Origin of the sequence: Streptomyces varsoviensis (genome assembly GCF_000718635.1) — a bacterium.
Lineage (GTDB): Bacteria > Actinomycetota > Actinomycetes > Streptomycetales > Streptomycetaceae > Streptomyces > Streptomyces varsoviensis.
This window is the reverse complement of the sequence record NZ_JOBF01000017.1, coordinates 1-15,007: the sequence shown is the minus strand read 5'-3', so window position 1 is coordinate 15,007 and position 15,007 is coordinate 1. Positions and strand designations below refer to the sequence as shown.

The following is a 15,007-nucleotide window of genomic DNA, read 5'->3' as shown; positions in this document are numbered from 1 at the left end:
CCGACTTTCGACGGCAACCCCCTGGGGGCGGTCCCTGGGGCGGTCCTGGGAACGGACCCAGGGCGGCCCTGGAGTGGCCCGGGGGCGGCCCTGGGGAGGGCCCTGGGGACAGCCCCACCCCCCTTAGGGGTGGGCGCTCCATGGCCCTGGCACCACCAGGGGACGGAGGGTGGACGGTGATCGAACAACGCTCACCGCGAGAGGTCCCTCCATGCCCAACGGACTGGCGCGCGCCGCTCTGCGCGGCCACCGGCCCGCGTTCGCCGGCACCGCCGTCGCCGCCCTGTTCGCCGCCACGGTCGTCAGCGCGTCGATCACGATGATGGCGGCCACCGGCGCCGACGGTCTGTCCCCCGCCGCCCGCGCGGCCCTGGACTCGAACGGCGTGGGCTCCATGGCCGTCGTCATGCTGATCGGCTCGGTCTATCTGTCGATATTCGTGATCGTGTCGACGATGGGTACGGCCGTGGCACAGCAGCACCGCGAGTTCGCGATGCTGCGGGCCATCGGCGCCCGGCCCCGGCAGCTCCGGCGCGCCGTGGCCGTACAGGCCCTCGCGGCGGCGGTCCCCTCGGCGGCGGCGGGGTTCGGGCTCGGCGTCCTGGTGGCCCGCTGGTGGTTCGCGGCGCTGGCGGGGCACGGGCTGATCCCGGCGGAGGTCCGCTTCCGCTTCACCCTGCTCGCGCTGCCGGCCTGCCTGGGCGTCGCCGCCGTGACGTCGGCGCTGGCGGGCATGGGCGCCGCCGCCCGGTTCACCTGGCTGCGCCCCGCGCGGGCGCTGGCGGAGGCCGCCACGGGGCGGCGGGGGCTCGGGCTGGTCCGCACGCCGCTCGGGGTGCTCGCCCTCGCCGGCGGCGCGACGCTGAGCGCGGTGGTCTCCACGCTGCCGGCCGAGAAGGCGGGCCAGTCGGCGTTCCTGGTGCTGATCCTGTTCTGCGCGGGGGTGGGGCTGCTCGGGCCGCGGATCGTCGGCCCCGCGGCGTGGCTGGCCGCGCGCGTCACCCGGCCGTTCGGCAGCTCCGCGGAGCTGGCGATGGTCAACGTGACCTCGCAGCCGCGGCGGTTCGCGGCGGCGGTGGTCCCGCTGACCCTGGTCGTCGGGTTCGGCGTCACGAAGATCGCCGTGCACACCACGGCCGCGTACCGCACGGGGTCGGCGGGCGCCCCGGGCGAGCTCTGGCTCGACTACATCGGCACCGGCCTGTACGCGGCCTTCGCGGCCATCGCCGCCGCCAACACCCTCGCCATGATCACCTACGAGCGGCGGCGCGACCTCGCCCTGCTGCGCGTGGTCGGCACCGCCCCTGGCCAACTGCGCACCATGGCCGCTTGGGAGGCCCTGGTAGTGGCCCTGACGGCGCTCCTCCTCGGCACAGCCGTCGCCCTCCTCACCCTCGCCCCCATCCTCCGCACCGCCTACGGCTCCGCCCTCCCCCACCTCCCCTGGCCCATAGCCGCCGCCATCGCCTGCGGCACCCTCGCCCTGACCCTCCTGTCCACCGGCATCCCCGTACTGACCAGCCTCCGCCGCCGCGCCATCACAGCACTGTGAGAGCCCCCCACCAGGGGCACGACGAACCCGCGGCCGACAACGCCACAACCAGCCCCGAAAGGGGCGCGGGGAACTGCGCGACCAACCACAACGAACCCGCAGCCGACAACGGCGCACCCAACCCGGCCCCCGGACGCACGTGAAAGCCCAGCGCAACCCAGAACCCAAAGGGGCGCGAGGAACTGCGCGTCCAGCCACAACCAACCCGCGGTCGACAACGGCGCACCAAACCCCCAAAGGGGCGCGGGGAACTGCGCGACCAACCACGACGGACCCGCGGTCGACGAGGCACAAGCAGCCCCCAAAGGGGCGCGAGGAACTGCGCGACCAGCCACAACCAACCCGCAGACAGCGACGTAACCCATCCCGGCCAGCCCCCCCGGGGCGAAGCCCCCCGGCGGCAGCCCCCCGGCGAGGGACTAGTGCGGAGCCCCCCGCCACCCGGCGACCGGCAACGCGAACTTCGCCACCAGACGGTCCGTGAAGGACGCATGGTGCAGCCGCGCCAACCGCACCGGCACGGCCCCGCGCCGCACCTCCACCCGCGCCCCCGCGGGCAGTTCGACGGTGCGGCGTCCGTCGCACCACAGCACCCCGTGCGGCGTCTGCGGCTGCACCTCCACCGCGAGCACCGAGTCCGGCGCGGTGACGAGCGGCTTGGCGAACAGCGCGTGCGCGCTGATCGGCACCATCAGCAGCGCCTCCACCTCGGGCCACACCACCGGCCCGCCCGCCGAGAACGCGTACGCGGTGGACCCGGTCGGGGTCGCGCAGACCACCCCGTCGCCGCCGAAGCGGGAGACGGGCCGCCCGTCGACCTCCGTGACGACTTCCAGCAGCCGTTCCCGCGCGGCCTTCTCGACCGACGCCTCGTTCCAGGCCCAGTCGGTGTGCACGACGTGCCCGTCGTTGCGGACGAGGATGTCGAGCGTCATGCGCTCCTCGACCTCGTACGCCCGCGTGGCGACGCGGTCCACGACCTTGTCGAGGTCGTCCCGCTCGGCCTCGGCGAGGAACCCGACCCGGCCGAGGTTGACGCCGAGCATCGGCACCCCGGAGACGCGGGCGAACTCGGCGCCGCGCAGCAGCGTGCCGTCGCCGCCGAGGACGACGAGCAGTTCGCAGCCGGCCAGCACGTCCGGCGCCTGCGGCCCCGCCTCGACCAGCTCCACCTCGGGCGGCAGCGGCAGGTCGGCGGCCTCGCCGGCGAGGGCCCGGACGCCGATGCCGCAGCGCAGCAGCCCCTGGACGACGAGTTCGGCGCTGCGGATGGCCGCGGGGCGGCCGGTGTGGGCGAGCAGGAAGACGGTGCGCCGCTCGTCGGCCGCCGCCGGCCCGGCCGAGGATGACGCTGCTGAAGCTGCTGGTGATGTGGTCAACGAGGCCCCTCCGCCACGGCACGGTCAACGTCGGCCGGGTCCAGTTCGGGCGCACCGGCACGCAGCCACAGAAAGTACTCGACATTCCCGGACGGCCCCGGCAGCGGGCTCGCGGTCACGCCGAGCACGCCGAGGCCGAGCGCCGCGGCCCGCTCCGCCACCGCCCGTACCGCCTCGGCGCGCAGCTCCGCGCTCCGTACGACGCCGCCGCTGCCGAGCCGTTCCTTGCCGACCTCGAACTGCGGCTTGACCATGAGCACGAGGTCCGCGCCGGGGGCCGCGCAGCGCACCAGCGCGGGCAGCACCAGTCCGAGCGGGATGAAGGACAGGTCGCCGACGACCACGTCGACGGGTTCGCCGTCGATGTGCTCCAGTATCAGCTCGCGGACGTTGGTCCGGTCCTTGACGGTGACCCGCTCGTCGTTCCGGAGCGACCAGGCGAGCTGCCCGTATCCGACGTCCACGGCGACGACGCGCGCGGCCCCGGCCCTTAGCAGCACATCGGTGAAGCCGCCGGTCGACGCTCCGGCGTCGAGCGCCCGGCGGCCCTCGACGGTGAGGCCCAGCGGCCCGAACGCGGCCAGCGCGCCGGCGAGCTTGTGGCCGCCGCGCGAGACGTACTCGGGGTCGTCGTCGGCCTTGGCGACGACGAGGGCGGCGCTGGTCTCCACCTGGGTGGCGGGTTTGGTCGCGGTGGCGCCGGCCACCGTCACCCGGCCGGCGGCGATGAGCTGGCTCGCGTGCTCGCGCGAGCGGGCGAGTTTGCGGCGCACCAGTTCGGCGTCGAGTCGCGCGAGCCGGCCGCGCCCGCTCTGGTGGCTGTTCTTGCCACGTGCCACTGCCACGTGTGGTTCAGCTCCTGTTGTCGTACGGACCGGAGGGCGCGTCAGGCCCGGGGCGCTGGTCGAGCGCGGTCAGCGCGGAACGCAGTCCCCGGTGCACATCCTCGTACACCTCCAGGTGGCCGCTCGCCGCGAGGTGGTCGGCGTCCGCGAGCCGGTCCAGTTGCGTGTCCACGTCGGCGTTGCCGGTGGGGGCGCGGTGCACGCCGAGCGGCCGCGGCCCGGAGTCGACGGACTGCTCGGAGTCGACGGGCTGCCCACCGTCAGCGGACGGCTCGGCGTCGCCGGACGCCCCGCCATCCGTGCGTTCCCCGCCGCCCACGGGCGAACCGCCCTCCGAGTCGCCACCCGGCCCCGGCTCGTCCCCCGGCATCTGCTCCGGCCCCGGCTCGTCCACCGGCTCGTATCCCGGCCCCGGCTCGCCACCGGTCATCGGATCGGTCATGGCTCCGACGCTACCCCGGAACGGCCCCTCTCCCGTCCGCAAGCCCGCCGCGAGCCCGCCGCAAGGCCGCCACAAGCCGCTCCGTAAGCCCATCCGCGAACCCGCCCGAAAGCCGTCCGTAAGCCCATCGGCAGCCGCCCGGCAGCCGCCCGGCAGCTAACGAGCAGCCGCCCAGAAGCCGCGACGCGAGCTCCCCCTGGGGTACCGTCGATCACAATGGCGACCATCGAGGAGTGCCGGGGCGCGCTCGACCGGCTGGCGGAGAACCTCGCGGGGGCGGACGGCGACCTGCGCACCGCCGCCGCGCTCAACCGCTCGCTGAGCTGCCACCTCACCGACCTCGGCACCACGTTCGTGGGCCGGCTCGCGAACGGCCGGATCGAGGACGTCACGGCCGTACCCGGCCCGCCGCCCGGCCGCGCCGATATCCGGCTCACGATGACCGGCGACGACCTGGTCGCCCTGGTCGGCGGCGAGCTGAACTTCGCGAAGGCGTGGGGCAGCGGCCGGGTCAAGCTCCAGGCGGGCCTCAGGGACGTGCTGCGGCTCCGCTCCCTGCTGTGACGGCCCGCGCCTCGTCCTCGGCCGTACGGGCCTGAGCCGTACGGTCCTGGGCGGTACGGGCCTTGGCCACCCGCTCCCCCGGCGTGCGCGCGGCGCGGGCGGCGGGCACCACGAGCGGGGTGCTGGTCTCCGGGTCGTCGATGACCTGGCAGCGCAGCCCGAAGACGCTCTCCACCAGCTCCGCCGTGACGACCTCGGCGGGCTCCCCCTCGGCGACGATCCGCCCGTCGCGCATGGCGATCAGGTGCGTCGCGTAGCGCGCGGCGTGGTTGAGGTCGTGCAACACGGCCACCAGCGTGCGCCCCTGCTCCTCGTGGAGCTGCGCGCACAGGTCGAGGACCTCGATCTGGTGCTGGATGTCGAGGAAGGTGGTCGGCTCGTCGAGGAGCAGCAGCGGGGTCTGCTGGGCGAGCGCCATGGCGATCCAGACGCGCTGCCGCTGGCCGCCGGAGAGTTCGTCGACGTAGCGGTCGGCGAGGGCGCCGACGCCGGTCGCCGCCATGGACTCCGCGACGATCCGCTCGTCGTCCGCGGACCACTGGCGCAGCACGCCCTGGTGCGGGTACCGGCCGCGGGCGACGAGGTCGCCGACGGTGATGCCGTCCGGGGCCACCGAGGACTGCGGCAGCAGCCCGAGCGTACGGGCGACCTTCTTGGCCGGGTACGAGCCGATGGCCTGCCCGTCCAGCAGTACGGAGCCGGCGGAGGGCTTGAGCATCCGGGAGAGGGCGCGCAGCAGCGTGGACTTGCCGCAGGCGTTGGGGCCGACGATGACGGTGAAGGAGTTGTCGGGTATCGCCACGGAGAGGTTCTCCGCGATGACGCGCTGGTCGTAGGCGAGGGTGACGGACTCGGCCGCAAGACGGCTCACGGTATCTCTCCTGTTGCTGGTGGTTTCCGGGGCGCGTGCGCCTGCCGCGGGTACGTCCGTACCGCCCGTACGCGCCTCGCTGGTACCCGTCCCGCTCGTCTCCGAGGAACGCTCGTCCGCAGGTCTCATATCCGCCCCGCCCGGCGCTCGGCGCACAGCAGCCACAGCAGATAGCAGCCGCCCAGCATCCCGGTCAGCGCGCCGACCGGCAGCCGGTCGGCGCCGAAGATCCACTGCGAGGCCCAGTCGGCGGTGACGAGCAGCGCCGCGCCCATGCAGGCGGCGGCCGCCAGATTGGGGCCCGGCGCGCGGGTCAGCCGCCGGGCGACCTGGGGCGAGGCCAGGGCGATGAAGGCGACGGGCCCGGCGGCGGCCGTGGCGGCGGCGGTCAGCAGCACGGCGGCGAGCATGAGTACGAGCCGGGTCCGCTCCACCCGCACGCCGAGCGCGTACGCGGCGTCGTCCCCCATCTCCAGCATCTTCAGGCCGCGGCCGTGGCCGAGGACGACCGGGAAGAGCACCGCGCACACGGCGAGCAGCGGCCAGACCTGGTCCCAGTCCCGGCCGCTGAGCGAGCCGACCATCCAGGCCACGGACCGGGAGGCGTCGGAAGGGTTGGCCTCGATCAGCAGATAGCCGATGAGACCGGTGAGCATGGCGGCCGAGCCGATGCCGACGAGGACGAGGCGGTAGCCGTGCACGCCCTTCTTCCAGGCGAGCGCGTAGATGGCGACCCCGGTGACCAGCCCGCCGACGATGGATCCGGCGGAGACCGCGTAGGTGCTGCCGTGGAAGAGGACGATGACGGCGAGCGCGCCGACCGTCGAGCCCTGGCCGAAACCGATCACGTCCGGGCTGCCCAGCGGGTTGCGGGCGACGGACTGGAAGACCGCGCCGGACATCCCGAGCGCCGCGCCGACGAGCAGCGCCACCAGGGCGCGCGGCAGCCGCAGGTCCTGGACGATGAACTCCTGGGCGGTGGTGCCGCCGCCGGTCAGCGTCCGCAGGACGTCGACGGCGGATATCGGGAAGTCGCCGGTGCCGATGAGGACGACGGACGCGGCGAGCGCGACGGCCACGAGGAGCAGCGAGACGAGGAGCGCCCGCGGGTCGAGGCGGACGGAGAGCCCGCCGGGGGTGCGTACGGCCCTCGTGCGGCGGCTCTTCGCGGCGGGCTCGCACGCGACGCCGGCCGCCGGGGCCCGGTCCTCTTCCGCGTCGAGGCGGTGCGTGGGTGCGCTGTTCACAGGTGGGCCATCTTCCGCCGGCGGACGAGGTAGATGAAGACGGGCCCGCCGATCACCGCCGTCACGATGCCGACCTGGAGTTCGGAGGGCCGGGCGACGACGCGGCCGACGATGTCGGTGCCGAGCAGCAGGACGGGCGCGAGCACCGCCGCGTACGGCAGGGTCCAGCGCATGTCGGGGCCGGTGATGGCCCGTACCACGTGCGGCACCATCAGCCCGACGAAGACGATCGGGCCGCAGGCGGCCGTCGCGGCGCCGCACAGCAGGGTGACCGTGACCATCGCGAGGACGCGGGTGCGGGTCAGGTTGGCGCCGAGGGCCCGCGCGGTGTCGTCGCCGAGCGCCACCGCGTTCAGCGGCCGGGCGAGGGCGAGCGCGAGGACCACGCCGACCAGGATGAACGGCGCGATCCGCGCGACGATGCCGCCGTTGGCGGAGGCCAGCGAGCCGACCGTCCAGAACCGCAGCCTGTCGAGGGCCGCGTTGTCCATGAGCTGTACGGAGTTGACGTACCCGAAGAGCGCGGCGGTCACGGCGGTGCCCGCGAGCGCGAGCCGTACGGGCGTGGCGCTGCGGCTGCCGCCCAGTACGTAGACGGCGACCGAGACGGCCCCGGCGCCGAGGAAGGCGAACCAGACGTACCCGGTCAGCGAGGTGACGCCGAGGAAGCTGATGGCGGAGACGACGGCGGCCGCGGCGCCCGCGTTGACGCCGAGGATGCCGGGCTCGGCGAGCGGGTTGCGGGTGAGGGCCTGCATGACCGCGCCCCCGAGGCCGAGGGCCGCGCCCGCCAGCACGCCGAGCAGCGTGCGCGGCAGCCGTACGTCCTGGATGACCACGTCCGTGTCGGTGCCGGAGTAGTGGAACAGGCCGTGCCAGACCTGGTCGACCGGGATCTGTTTGGCGCCGATGGCGATGCTCGCCACCACGACGAGCAGCAGCACGCCCGCCGCGACGAGCAGCCCGGCCGCGCGGGTGGCGTTGCGGCTCCGGGCGGCGGCCTCGGGGGCGGCACGGGTTTCGGGGGGACTGTCGACCAACACGCAGTTAGGTTAGCCTAACCTGGCAACTGCCCTCCAGGAGAGAAGCACATCCCCCATGAGCAACCCCCGCACCCTCACCCTGTCCCGCCGCGGCCTCCTCGCCGCGGGCGGCGCCGTCTCCGTCGGCGCCCTCCTCACCGCCTGCGGGGGCGGCAGCTCATCATCGGGCTCCTCGAATTCAGGTTCCTCGAAGAAGGACAGCGGCCCGTGGACGTTCAAGGACGACCGCGGCGAGACGGTCAAGGCCGGCCACACCCCGAAGAATATCGTCGCCTTCACCGGCGCCGCCGCGGCCCTGCACGACTTCGGCATCGACTGCGTCGGCGTCTTCGGCCCCACCAAGCTCAAGGACGGCAAGGCCGACCCGCAGGCCGGTGACATCGACATCGACAAGGTCACCATCCTCGGCAACGCCTTCGGCGAGTTCAGCGTCGAGAAGTACGCCGCGCTCTCCCCCGACCTGCTGGTCACCAACATGATCCAGGACCACGACCTGTGGGCCGTGCCCGAGGAGAGCAAGAAGAAGATCCTCTCGCTCGCCCCCAGCGTCGGCATCACCACCTCCCACACCCCGCTCCTCACCCCCATCCGGCGCTACGCGGCGCTCGCCGAGGCGCTGGGCGCGGACCTCAAGGACAAGAAGGTCACCGACGCCAAGGCCCGCTTCGAGAAGGCCGCCGAGACGGTCCGCAAGGCCGCGAAGGCCAAGAAGGGCCTCAAGGTCCTCGCCGCCTCCGGCAGCGCCAACCTGCTGTACGTCTCCGACCCGACCGTCTACTCCGACCTCAGCTTCTTCAAGGAACTCGGCGTCGACATCATCGTCCCCACCAAGGTCACCGGCGGCTTCTTCGAGAACCTCAGTTGGGAGAACGCCGACAAGTACCCGGCCGACCTGATCCTCCTCGACAACCGCACCGCCACCCTCCAGCCCAAGGACCTCGCCGCCAAGCCCACCTGGGCGAAGCTCCCCGCCGTCAAGGCCGGACAGGTCATCCCCTGGCTCAGCGAACCGCGCTACTCCTACGCCGGCTGCGCCCCGGTCCTCGAAGCCCTCGCGGCCGCCGTCGAGAAGGCCAAGAAGGTCACCTGACGCGGCGCGGCGCCGGGCCCCGCCCCGGCGCCGCCCACCCAGCACCGCCCGGTACCCGAGAGGAGCACGCACCCATGCCCGCAACGCCCTTCCGCTTCTTCGACGTGCGCGTCCTACGCGCCCAGCGGCTCAGCCCCGCCATGGTCCGCGTCACCTTCGTGGGCGACGACCTGTCCGCCTTCGTCAGCGGCGGCCGCGACCAGCGCTTCAAACTCTTCCTCCCGCACCCCGGCCAGGACGCCCCCGTCCTCCCCGCCGACCTGGGCGACGGCTGGTTCGCCGCGTGGCGCGAGATGGACCCGGCCGTACGGGCCGTCATGCGTACGTACACGGTCCGCGACCAGCGCCGCGACCCCGACGAGGTGGACGTCGACTTCGCCCTGCACACCGGCGACCACGCCCCCGCCGGCGCCACCGACGGCCCGGCCTCCTCCTGGGCCCGCACTGCCCGCCCCGGCGACCGCGCCGCCCTGCTCGGCCCGGTCGAGGAGGACAACGGCGGCGTCGACTTCCGCCCGCCGCCCGGCACCGACTGGACCCTGCTCACCGGCGACGAGACGGCGCTCCCGGCCATCGCCGGAATCCTCGCCCGACTGGCGCCCGACGCCCCCGCCAAGGTGTGGATCGAGATCCCCAGCGCCGAGGACGCCCAGCCCCTCCCCACCAAGGCCGCCGCCGACATCACCTGGCTGGTGCGCGAGGGCGCCCGCACCAGCCCCGTACTCGACGCCGTACGCGCCGCCGACCTGCCCCCCGGCACCCCCTACGCCTGGATCGCCGGCGAATCCGCCGCCGTCCGCACCCTCCGCCGCCACCTCGTCGACGACCGCCAATTCGACCGCAAGGCAATCAAGTTCACCGGCTACTGGCGCCAAGGCGTCACAGAAGACGACCTCATCGCAGAAATAGCCTGAAGCCCCACCTAACCCCCGCCCCACTCAAGCCCGTCCGACCAAAATCCAGCCCGTCCGGCGATTGAGGACATCGAACCCCGGCCAAAATCAAGCCCGTCCGGCGCTTGAGGACCGGGGTCCGGGGCGGAGCCCCGCCTACGTGCTCCCCCACCCAGCCCGTCCGGCGCTTGAGGACCGGGGTCCGGGACGGAGCCCCGAGGGGTCCGGGGCAGCGCCCCGGTTACGGGAAGGGGCGGGGTGGGGAAAAATCACGAAGCCGGCTAAAGCCCCAACCGCCCCAGCACACCCCCCGAGTCCAACTCACAGACCCCACCCCCAGCCAAAGACCACCCCACCCCACACAACGCCCGCAACCCATCAATCGCCGCCCCACCCCCCGAAAGCACAAACTCCCCACCCTCGGCAGAGGCCGTCCACCCCCCACAAGAAAACCCACCATCCCCCTCCGCCAAAACCATTGGCTGAGGGGACAGCAACCCCCGCAAATCCAAAGCAACATACGTAGGCCGATGCCGAGGAGAAGCCCCCAGCAACTCCCCCGCCGACGTAACCCCCGTCAACACCAACAGCGAATCCACACCCCCCACATAAGCCCCCTCGATATCCGTATCCAGCCGGTCCCCCACCACCAACGGCCGCGAAGCCCCCGTCCGCAGCACCGTCTCCCGGTGCATGGGAGGCAGCGGCTTCCCCGCCACCTGAGGCTCCGCCCCCGTGGCGATCCGTACCACCTCCACCGCCGCCCCGTTCCCCGGCGAGATCCCCCGCGCGCTAGGAATCGTCAGATCGGTGTTGGAGGCGAACCACGGCACCCCCCGCGCCACCGCGTACGACGCCTCCTGCAACCGCTCCCACGTCATGCCGGGCCCGCCGTACCCCTGCGCGACGGCCGCCGGATCGTCGTCGGCGGAGAACACCGGCTCCAGCCCGCGTTCCCGCAGCGCGACCTCCAGCCCCTCCGCGCCGATCACCAACACCCGGGCCCCGGCCGGGACCTGATCGGCGATCAGCCGCGCCACCGCCTGCGCCGAGGTGATCACGTCCGTCGGCTCCGTGGCCACGCCGAGCCGCGTCAGATGCTCGGCGACCGTCCGCGGCGTCCGGGCCGCGTTGTTGGTGACGTACGCCAGGTGCATCCCGCCGTCCCGGGCCGCCCCCAGCGACTCGACGGCGTGCGCGATCGCCTCGCCCCCCGCGTACACCACCCCGTCGAGGTCCAGCAGCGCGGTGTCGTACGCGGCGCTCAGCCGCTCCTCGCTGCCGTCGGGGCTGGTCCGGACGGTCTGGTTCATGGCGCGCGCTCCTCGTGCTTCCGTGTGTCTGTCCCCCGATCATCGCTCATCCCGGTATGCGGCATAACATTTCCCAATGAGCACTCCAGGGCACGCCGGACAGGGTCTCCAACTGGCCCCCTTCAGAGGGCTGCGCTATGTGCCGGAGCGGGTCGGCAGCCTGGCCGCCGTGACCTCGCCCCCGTACGACGTGGTGGTACGGCCGGACGGCCTGCGCCATCTGGAGACGGCCGATCCGCACAACATCGTCCGCTTGATCCTCCCGCAGGCCGCGACCGCGGCCGACCGCCACCGCCAGGCCGGCGAGACCCTGCGCCGCTGGCAGGAAGAGGGCGTCCTCGCCCCCGACCACGAACCCGCGCTCTACGTCTACGAGCAGAACCACGGCCGCACCCTCCAGCGCGGCCTCATCGGCGCCCTGCGCCTGACCCCGCGCGAGGCGGGCGTCGTCCTCCCTCACGAGGACGTGATGCCGCACATCGTGGAGGACCGCGCCGCGCTCATGCGCGACACGTACGCCAACCTCGAACCGCTCCTGTTCGCCTATCGCGGCAACGGTTCCGCCACCGGCGCCGCGGCCGTCATCGAGCGCACGATCCACACCGAACCGCTGCTCGCCACGACCACGGAGGACGGCTTCGCCCACCGGCTGTGGTCCCTCACCGACCCGGACGACCTGGCCCGCGTCGACGAGGACCTCTCCCAGCGCCAGGCCCTCATCGCCGACGGCCACCACCGCTGGGCCACCTACCTGCGGCTCCACTCCGAACAGGCCGCGCCCGGCCCGTGGGACTACGGCCTGGTCCTCCTCGTGGACACCGCCCGCTACCCCCTGCTCGTACGGGCCATCCACCGCCTCCTGCACCGCCTCCCGATCAAGGACGCCCTCAACGCGGTGTCGGACTCCTTCCGGACCACCGCCGTCGAGGGCCCGCTGCCCAAGGCCCTCGAAGCCCTCGCGGACGCGTCACGGACCGGCGGCACCGCCTTCCTGCTCGCCGGCGACGGCGGCTTCCACCTCATCGACCGCCCGGACCCCGGCCTCCTCGCCCGTACGATCCCCGACGGCCGGCCCCAGGCCTGGCGTTCGCTCGACGCGACCGTCCTCCACTCGACCCTGCTCGAACACGTCTGGCAGGTCCCCGACGACCCCGACCACATCGGCTACCTCCACGAGGCGGCGGCCGCCGTCGAACAGGCCGAACGGCACGGCGGTACGGCCGTCCTGATGCACCCGGTACGCGAGGAAGTCGTACGCGAACTGGCCCAGCAAGGCGTGACGATGCCCCGCAAGTCCACCTCCTTCGGCCCGAAACCGGCCACGGGCCTGGTACTCCGCAACCTGGCACTGGGCTGAGACGGCCCGCGCCTCCGGGGAAGAACGACGAGGGCGGGGCTCCATCAGGAACCCCGCCCTCGCACCGGCCGCCGATCAACGATCAGCGGCGAGGATCAGCCCTTGCTGCCGCCCTCGCCCCCGGCGTCCTCCGCGTCCGCGTCCTCGTCCAAGGCGTCCACGAACTCGACGCCGTCCAGCTCGGCCAGCCGGTCGGAGGCGTCCGTCGTACCGCCCTGGTCGGCCTCCAGCGCCTTGCCGAACCACTCGCGCGCCTCGTCCTCGCGCCCCACCGCCAGCAGCGCGTCGGCGTAGGCGTAGCGGAGACGGGCGGTCCACGGCTGGATCGAGTTCGAGGCCAGCTCGGGGCTCTGCAACGTCACGACCGCCGCGTCCGCCTGCCCCATGTCCTTACGGGCCCCGGCCGCGACCAGTCGCATCTCGACCTGCCCGGCCTTGTCCAGCCGCTGCACCTCGGGCTCGCCGGCCATCGCCATGGCCCGCTCCGGCCGGCCCATGCCGCGCTCGCAGTCGGCCATGACGGGCCACAGGTCGACGGACCCGGTCATCCGGCGCGCCGCCCGGAACTCGGCCAGCGCCTCGGAGTACTTCCCGACGGCGTACGCGGCGAAGCCCGCCGCCTCGCGCACGGCGGCGACCCTGGACGCGAGCCGCAGCGCGATACGGGAGTACTCGTACGCCTGCTCCGGGTCCTCGTCCAGCAGCTTCGCCACCATCACCAGGTTCCGGGCGACATCCTCGGCGAGCGTCTTCGGCAGGCTCAGCAGCTCCTGCCGCACCTCCGGGTCGATCTCATTGCCCGTCACATCCTCGGGGATCGGCAGCCGGCGTACGGGCTCCCGGTCCCGCTCCCGGTCATCGCGCCGCCCGAACCCACCGGACCCGCGGTCGTCCCGCCCCCGGTACCCGCCGCCACCGCGCCGGTCGTCCCGCGAGGGCCCCCGGCGGTCGCCGCCGCCCCGGTCATCGCGCCGGAACCCACCGGAGGGCCGCCCACCCCGGTCGTCGTCCCGCCGAGGAGCCCGCTCATCACGAGGGAACCCCGAGCGCCGGTCATCGCGCCGCTCATCCCGCCGCTCGTCGCGCCGGAACCCACCCCGGTCCCGGTCGTCATCCCGACGCGGCGCCCGCTCGTCCCGCGGAAAACCACCCCGGTCGTCACGGCGATCGTCCCGGCGGTAGCCGCCGCCACGGTCCCCACGCTCCTCACGACGGAACCCACCACCACGGTCGTCCCGACGCCCGTAACCGCCACCGCCGGCAGGCCGGCCGCCGCGGTCGTCATCACGGCGCGGCCCGCGCGGCCGGTCGTCATCCCGCCGGAACGCCGGCCGCTCATCGCGGCGGAACCCACCACGGTCATCGTCCCGACGCGGCCCACGGTCATCACGCCGGAAATTAGGCCGGTCATCACGCCGGTCGCTGCCACCACGCTCATCACGCCGACCGTAGCCACCGCGGTCATCCTGCCGCGGCCCACGCGAACGGTCATCGCGCTGACCATAGCCACCGCCACCGGAGGGCCGCCCACCCCGGTCATCACGGCGGAACCCACCCCGGTCGTCATCCCGACGCGGCCCACGGTCATCACGCCGGAAACCAGGCCGGTCGTCACGCCGACCGTAGCTGCCACCGCCACCGGAGGGCCGGCCGCCACGGTCATCACGGCGGAACCCACCCCGATCGTCATCCCGGCGCGGCCCACGGTCGTCACGCCAGTCGCCGCCCCGACGGTCATCCCGCCGGAACCCACCGCGATCGTCCCGACGCGGCGCCCGCTCATCGCGCGGGAAACCACCCCGGTCGTCACGGCGATCGTCACGGCGGTCGCTGCCGCCCCGGTCTCCACGGTCATCACGACGGAAGCCACCACGGTCGTCCCGACGCCCATAACCGCCACCACCGCCACCAGGCCGGCCGCCCCGGTCGTCATCACGGCGGAACGCCGGACGGTCATCACGGCGGCCGCCGCCACGCGCGTCGTCGCGACGCGGCCCGCGAGGACCACCGCGCCGAGGCTCGCGATCCGACCGATCGTCGGAAGAGTTGGGGGACATCGTCGTGACTCCTGTCTTCGGGTAACGCAGTCATTCTCGCGCACCCCACAGGGTCCCCCCTGCAGTACCATCGGCGCTGAAAGGCTTAGCTTCCGGGTTCGGAATGTAACCGGGCGTTTCCCTAACGCAATGACCACCGAAACACCTTCGGGTGTTCCAAGCGAACAAGCACACTTTTTAATTAATCCATCCCGCGAAGCGGGATGGTAAAGCATTACTGGTTCAGCCGGTGCGACTGTTCGCAACCCGGGAACCACACAGTGGACGCGAGCAACTGAGGACAAGCCCTCGGCCTATTAGTACCAGTCAACTCCACACCTTACGGCGCTTCCATATCTGGCCTATCAACCCAGT

Annotated in this window: 13 protein-coding genes, 1 rRNA gene and 1 pseudogene; 5 read left to right on the top strand and 10 right to left on the bottom strand. The window is 73.2% G+C overall.

Features of this window, described 5'->3' with window-relative positions; all coding sequences use genetic code 11:
- The first annotated feature begins 211 nt into the window (after positions 1–211).
- Positions 212–1,552, top strand: a complete 1,341-nt coding sequence (locus tag IF55_RS23865) for an ABC transporter permease (RefSeq protein ID WP_030886884.1) — start codon at positions 212–214, stop codon at positions 1,550–1,552.
- 419 nt (positions 1,553–1,971) lie between these two features.
- Here the strand turns inward: IF55_RS23865 and IF55_RS23860 are convergent, their stop codons facing one another.
- Genes IF55_RS23860 through IF55_RS23850 form a run of 3 tightly spaced genes read right to left on the bottom strand, consistent with a single transcriptional unit; the run spans position 1,972 to position 4,146 of the window.
- The gene (locus IF55_RS23860) at positions 1,972–2,931 is read right to left on the bottom strand and encodes an NAD kinase (protein WP_030886887.1); all 960 of its coding nucleotides are present in this window, start codon (positions 2,929–2,931) and stop codon (positions 1,972–1,974) included.
- Positions 2,928–3,770 (bottom strand): TlyA family RNA methyltransferase, encoded by an 843-nt coding sequence (locus tag IF55_RS23855; protein WP_030886890.1) that lies wholly within the window; start codon positions 3,768–3,770, stop codon positions 2,928–2,930. The genes IF55_RS23860 and IF55_RS23855 overlap by 4 nt, the downstream gene beginning before the upstream one ends.
- 13 nt (positions 3,771–3,783) lie before the next feature.
- The gene (locus IF55_RS23850; RefSeq protein ID WP_398245482.1) at positions 3,784–4,146 is read right to left on the bottom strand and encodes a hypothetical protein; all 363 of its coding nucleotides are present in this window, start codon (positions 4,144–4,146) and stop codon (positions 3,784–3,786) included.
- Between the two features lie 288 nt (positions 4,147–4,434).
- Between IF55_RS23850 and IF55_RS23845 the strand changes: the two genes are divergently transcribed.
- Positions 4,435–4,782 carry an SCP2 sterol-binding domain-containing protein gene (locus tag IF55_RS23845; protein WP_030886897.1) on the top strand — a complete coding sequence of 116 codons (348 nt, stop codon included), beginning with the start codon at positions 4,435–4,437 and terminating at the stop codon, positions 4,780–4,782.
- Here the strand turns inward: IF55_RS23845 and IF55_RS23840 are convergent.
- Genes IF55_RS23840 through IF55_RS23830 form a run of 3 tightly spaced genes read right to left on the bottom strand, consistent with a single transcriptional unit; the run spans position 4,748 to position 7,943 of the window.
- Positions 4,748–5,782, bottom strand: coding sequence for an ATP-binding cassette domain-containing protein (locus tag IF55_RS23840; RefSeq protein WP_078645091.1), 1,035 nt, complete (start codon positions 5,780–5,782; stop codon positions 4,748–4,750). The two genes, IF55_RS23845 and IF55_RS23840, sit on opposite strands and share 35 nt — an antisense overlap.
- Complete coding sequence (locus IF55_RS23835) at positions 5,779–6,900, bottom strand: FecCD family ABC transporter permease (RefSeq protein ID WP_048832377.1); 1,122 nt, start codon at positions 6,898–6,900, stop codon at positions 5,779–5,781. Before IF55_RS23835 ends, IF55_RS23840 begins: the two co-directional genes overlap by 4 nt.
- Complete coding sequence (locus tag IF55_RS23830; RefSeq protein ID WP_030886908.1) at positions 6,897–7,943, bottom strand: FecCD family ABC transporter permease; 1,047 nt, start codon at positions 7,941–7,943, stop codon at positions 6,897–6,899. Before IF55_RS23830 ends, IF55_RS23835 begins: the two co-directional genes overlap by 4 nt.
- Positions 7,944–7,998: 55 nt before the next feature.
- Between IF55_RS23830 and IF55_RS23825 the strand changes: the two genes are divergently transcribed.
- Positions 7,999–9,033 (top strand): ABC transporter substrate-binding protein, encoded by a 1,035-nt coding sequence (locus IF55_RS23825; protein ID WP_030886911.1) that lies wholly within the window; start codon positions 7,999–8,001, stop codon positions 9,031–9,033.
- A gap of 74 nt (positions 9,034–9,107) precedes the next feature.
- The gene (locus IF55_RS23820; RefSeq protein ID WP_030886914.1) at positions 9,108–9,947 is read left to right on the top strand and encodes a siderophore-interacting protein; all 840 of its coding nucleotides are present in this window, start codon (positions 9,108–9,110) and stop codon (positions 9,945–9,947) included.
- 260 nt (positions 9,948–10,207) lie between these two features.
- Here IF55_RS23820 and IF55_RS23815 read toward each other — a convergent pair whose 3' ends face one another.
- A complete protein-coding gene (locus IF55_RS23815; protein ID WP_030886917.1) occupies positions 10,208–11,239 on the bottom strand; it encodes an HAD-IIA family hydrolase in 1,032 nt (343 codons plus the stop codon).
- Positions 11,240–11,315: 76 nt separating this feature from the next.
- Here IF55_RS23815 and IF55_RS23810 point away from each other — a divergent pair, with 76 nt between their 5' ends.
- Positions 11,316–12,596, top strand: a complete 1,281-nt coding sequence (locus IF55_RS23810; RefSeq protein WP_030886919.1) for a DUF1015 family protein — start codon at positions 11,316–11,318, stop codon at positions 12,594–12,596.
- Positions 12,597–12,691: 95 nt separating this feature from the next.
- Here the strand turns inward: IF55_RS23810 and IF55_RS40125 are convergent, their stop codons facing one another.
- The 3 genes and pseudogenes from IF55_RS40125 to rrf form a co-directional block, all read right to left on the bottom strand.
- Positions 12,692–13,420 carry a tetratricopeptide repeat protein gene (locus IF55_RS40125; protein WP_211270029.1) on the bottom strand — a complete coding sequence of 243 codons (729 nt, stop codon included), beginning with the start codon at positions 13,418–13,420 and terminating at the stop codon, positions 12,692–12,694.
- A gap of 402 nt (positions 13,421–13,822) precedes the next feature.
- Positions 13,823–14,560: pseudogene (locus tag IF55_RS41225) on the bottom strand (hypothetical protein); the annotation flags it as partial.
- Positions 14,561–14,677: 117 nt separating this feature from the next.
- Positions 14,678–14,794: ribosomal RNA gene (gene rrf, locus IF55_RS23795) — 5S ribosomal RNA — on the bottom strand.
- Positions 14,795–15,007 lie beyond the last annotated feature (213 nt).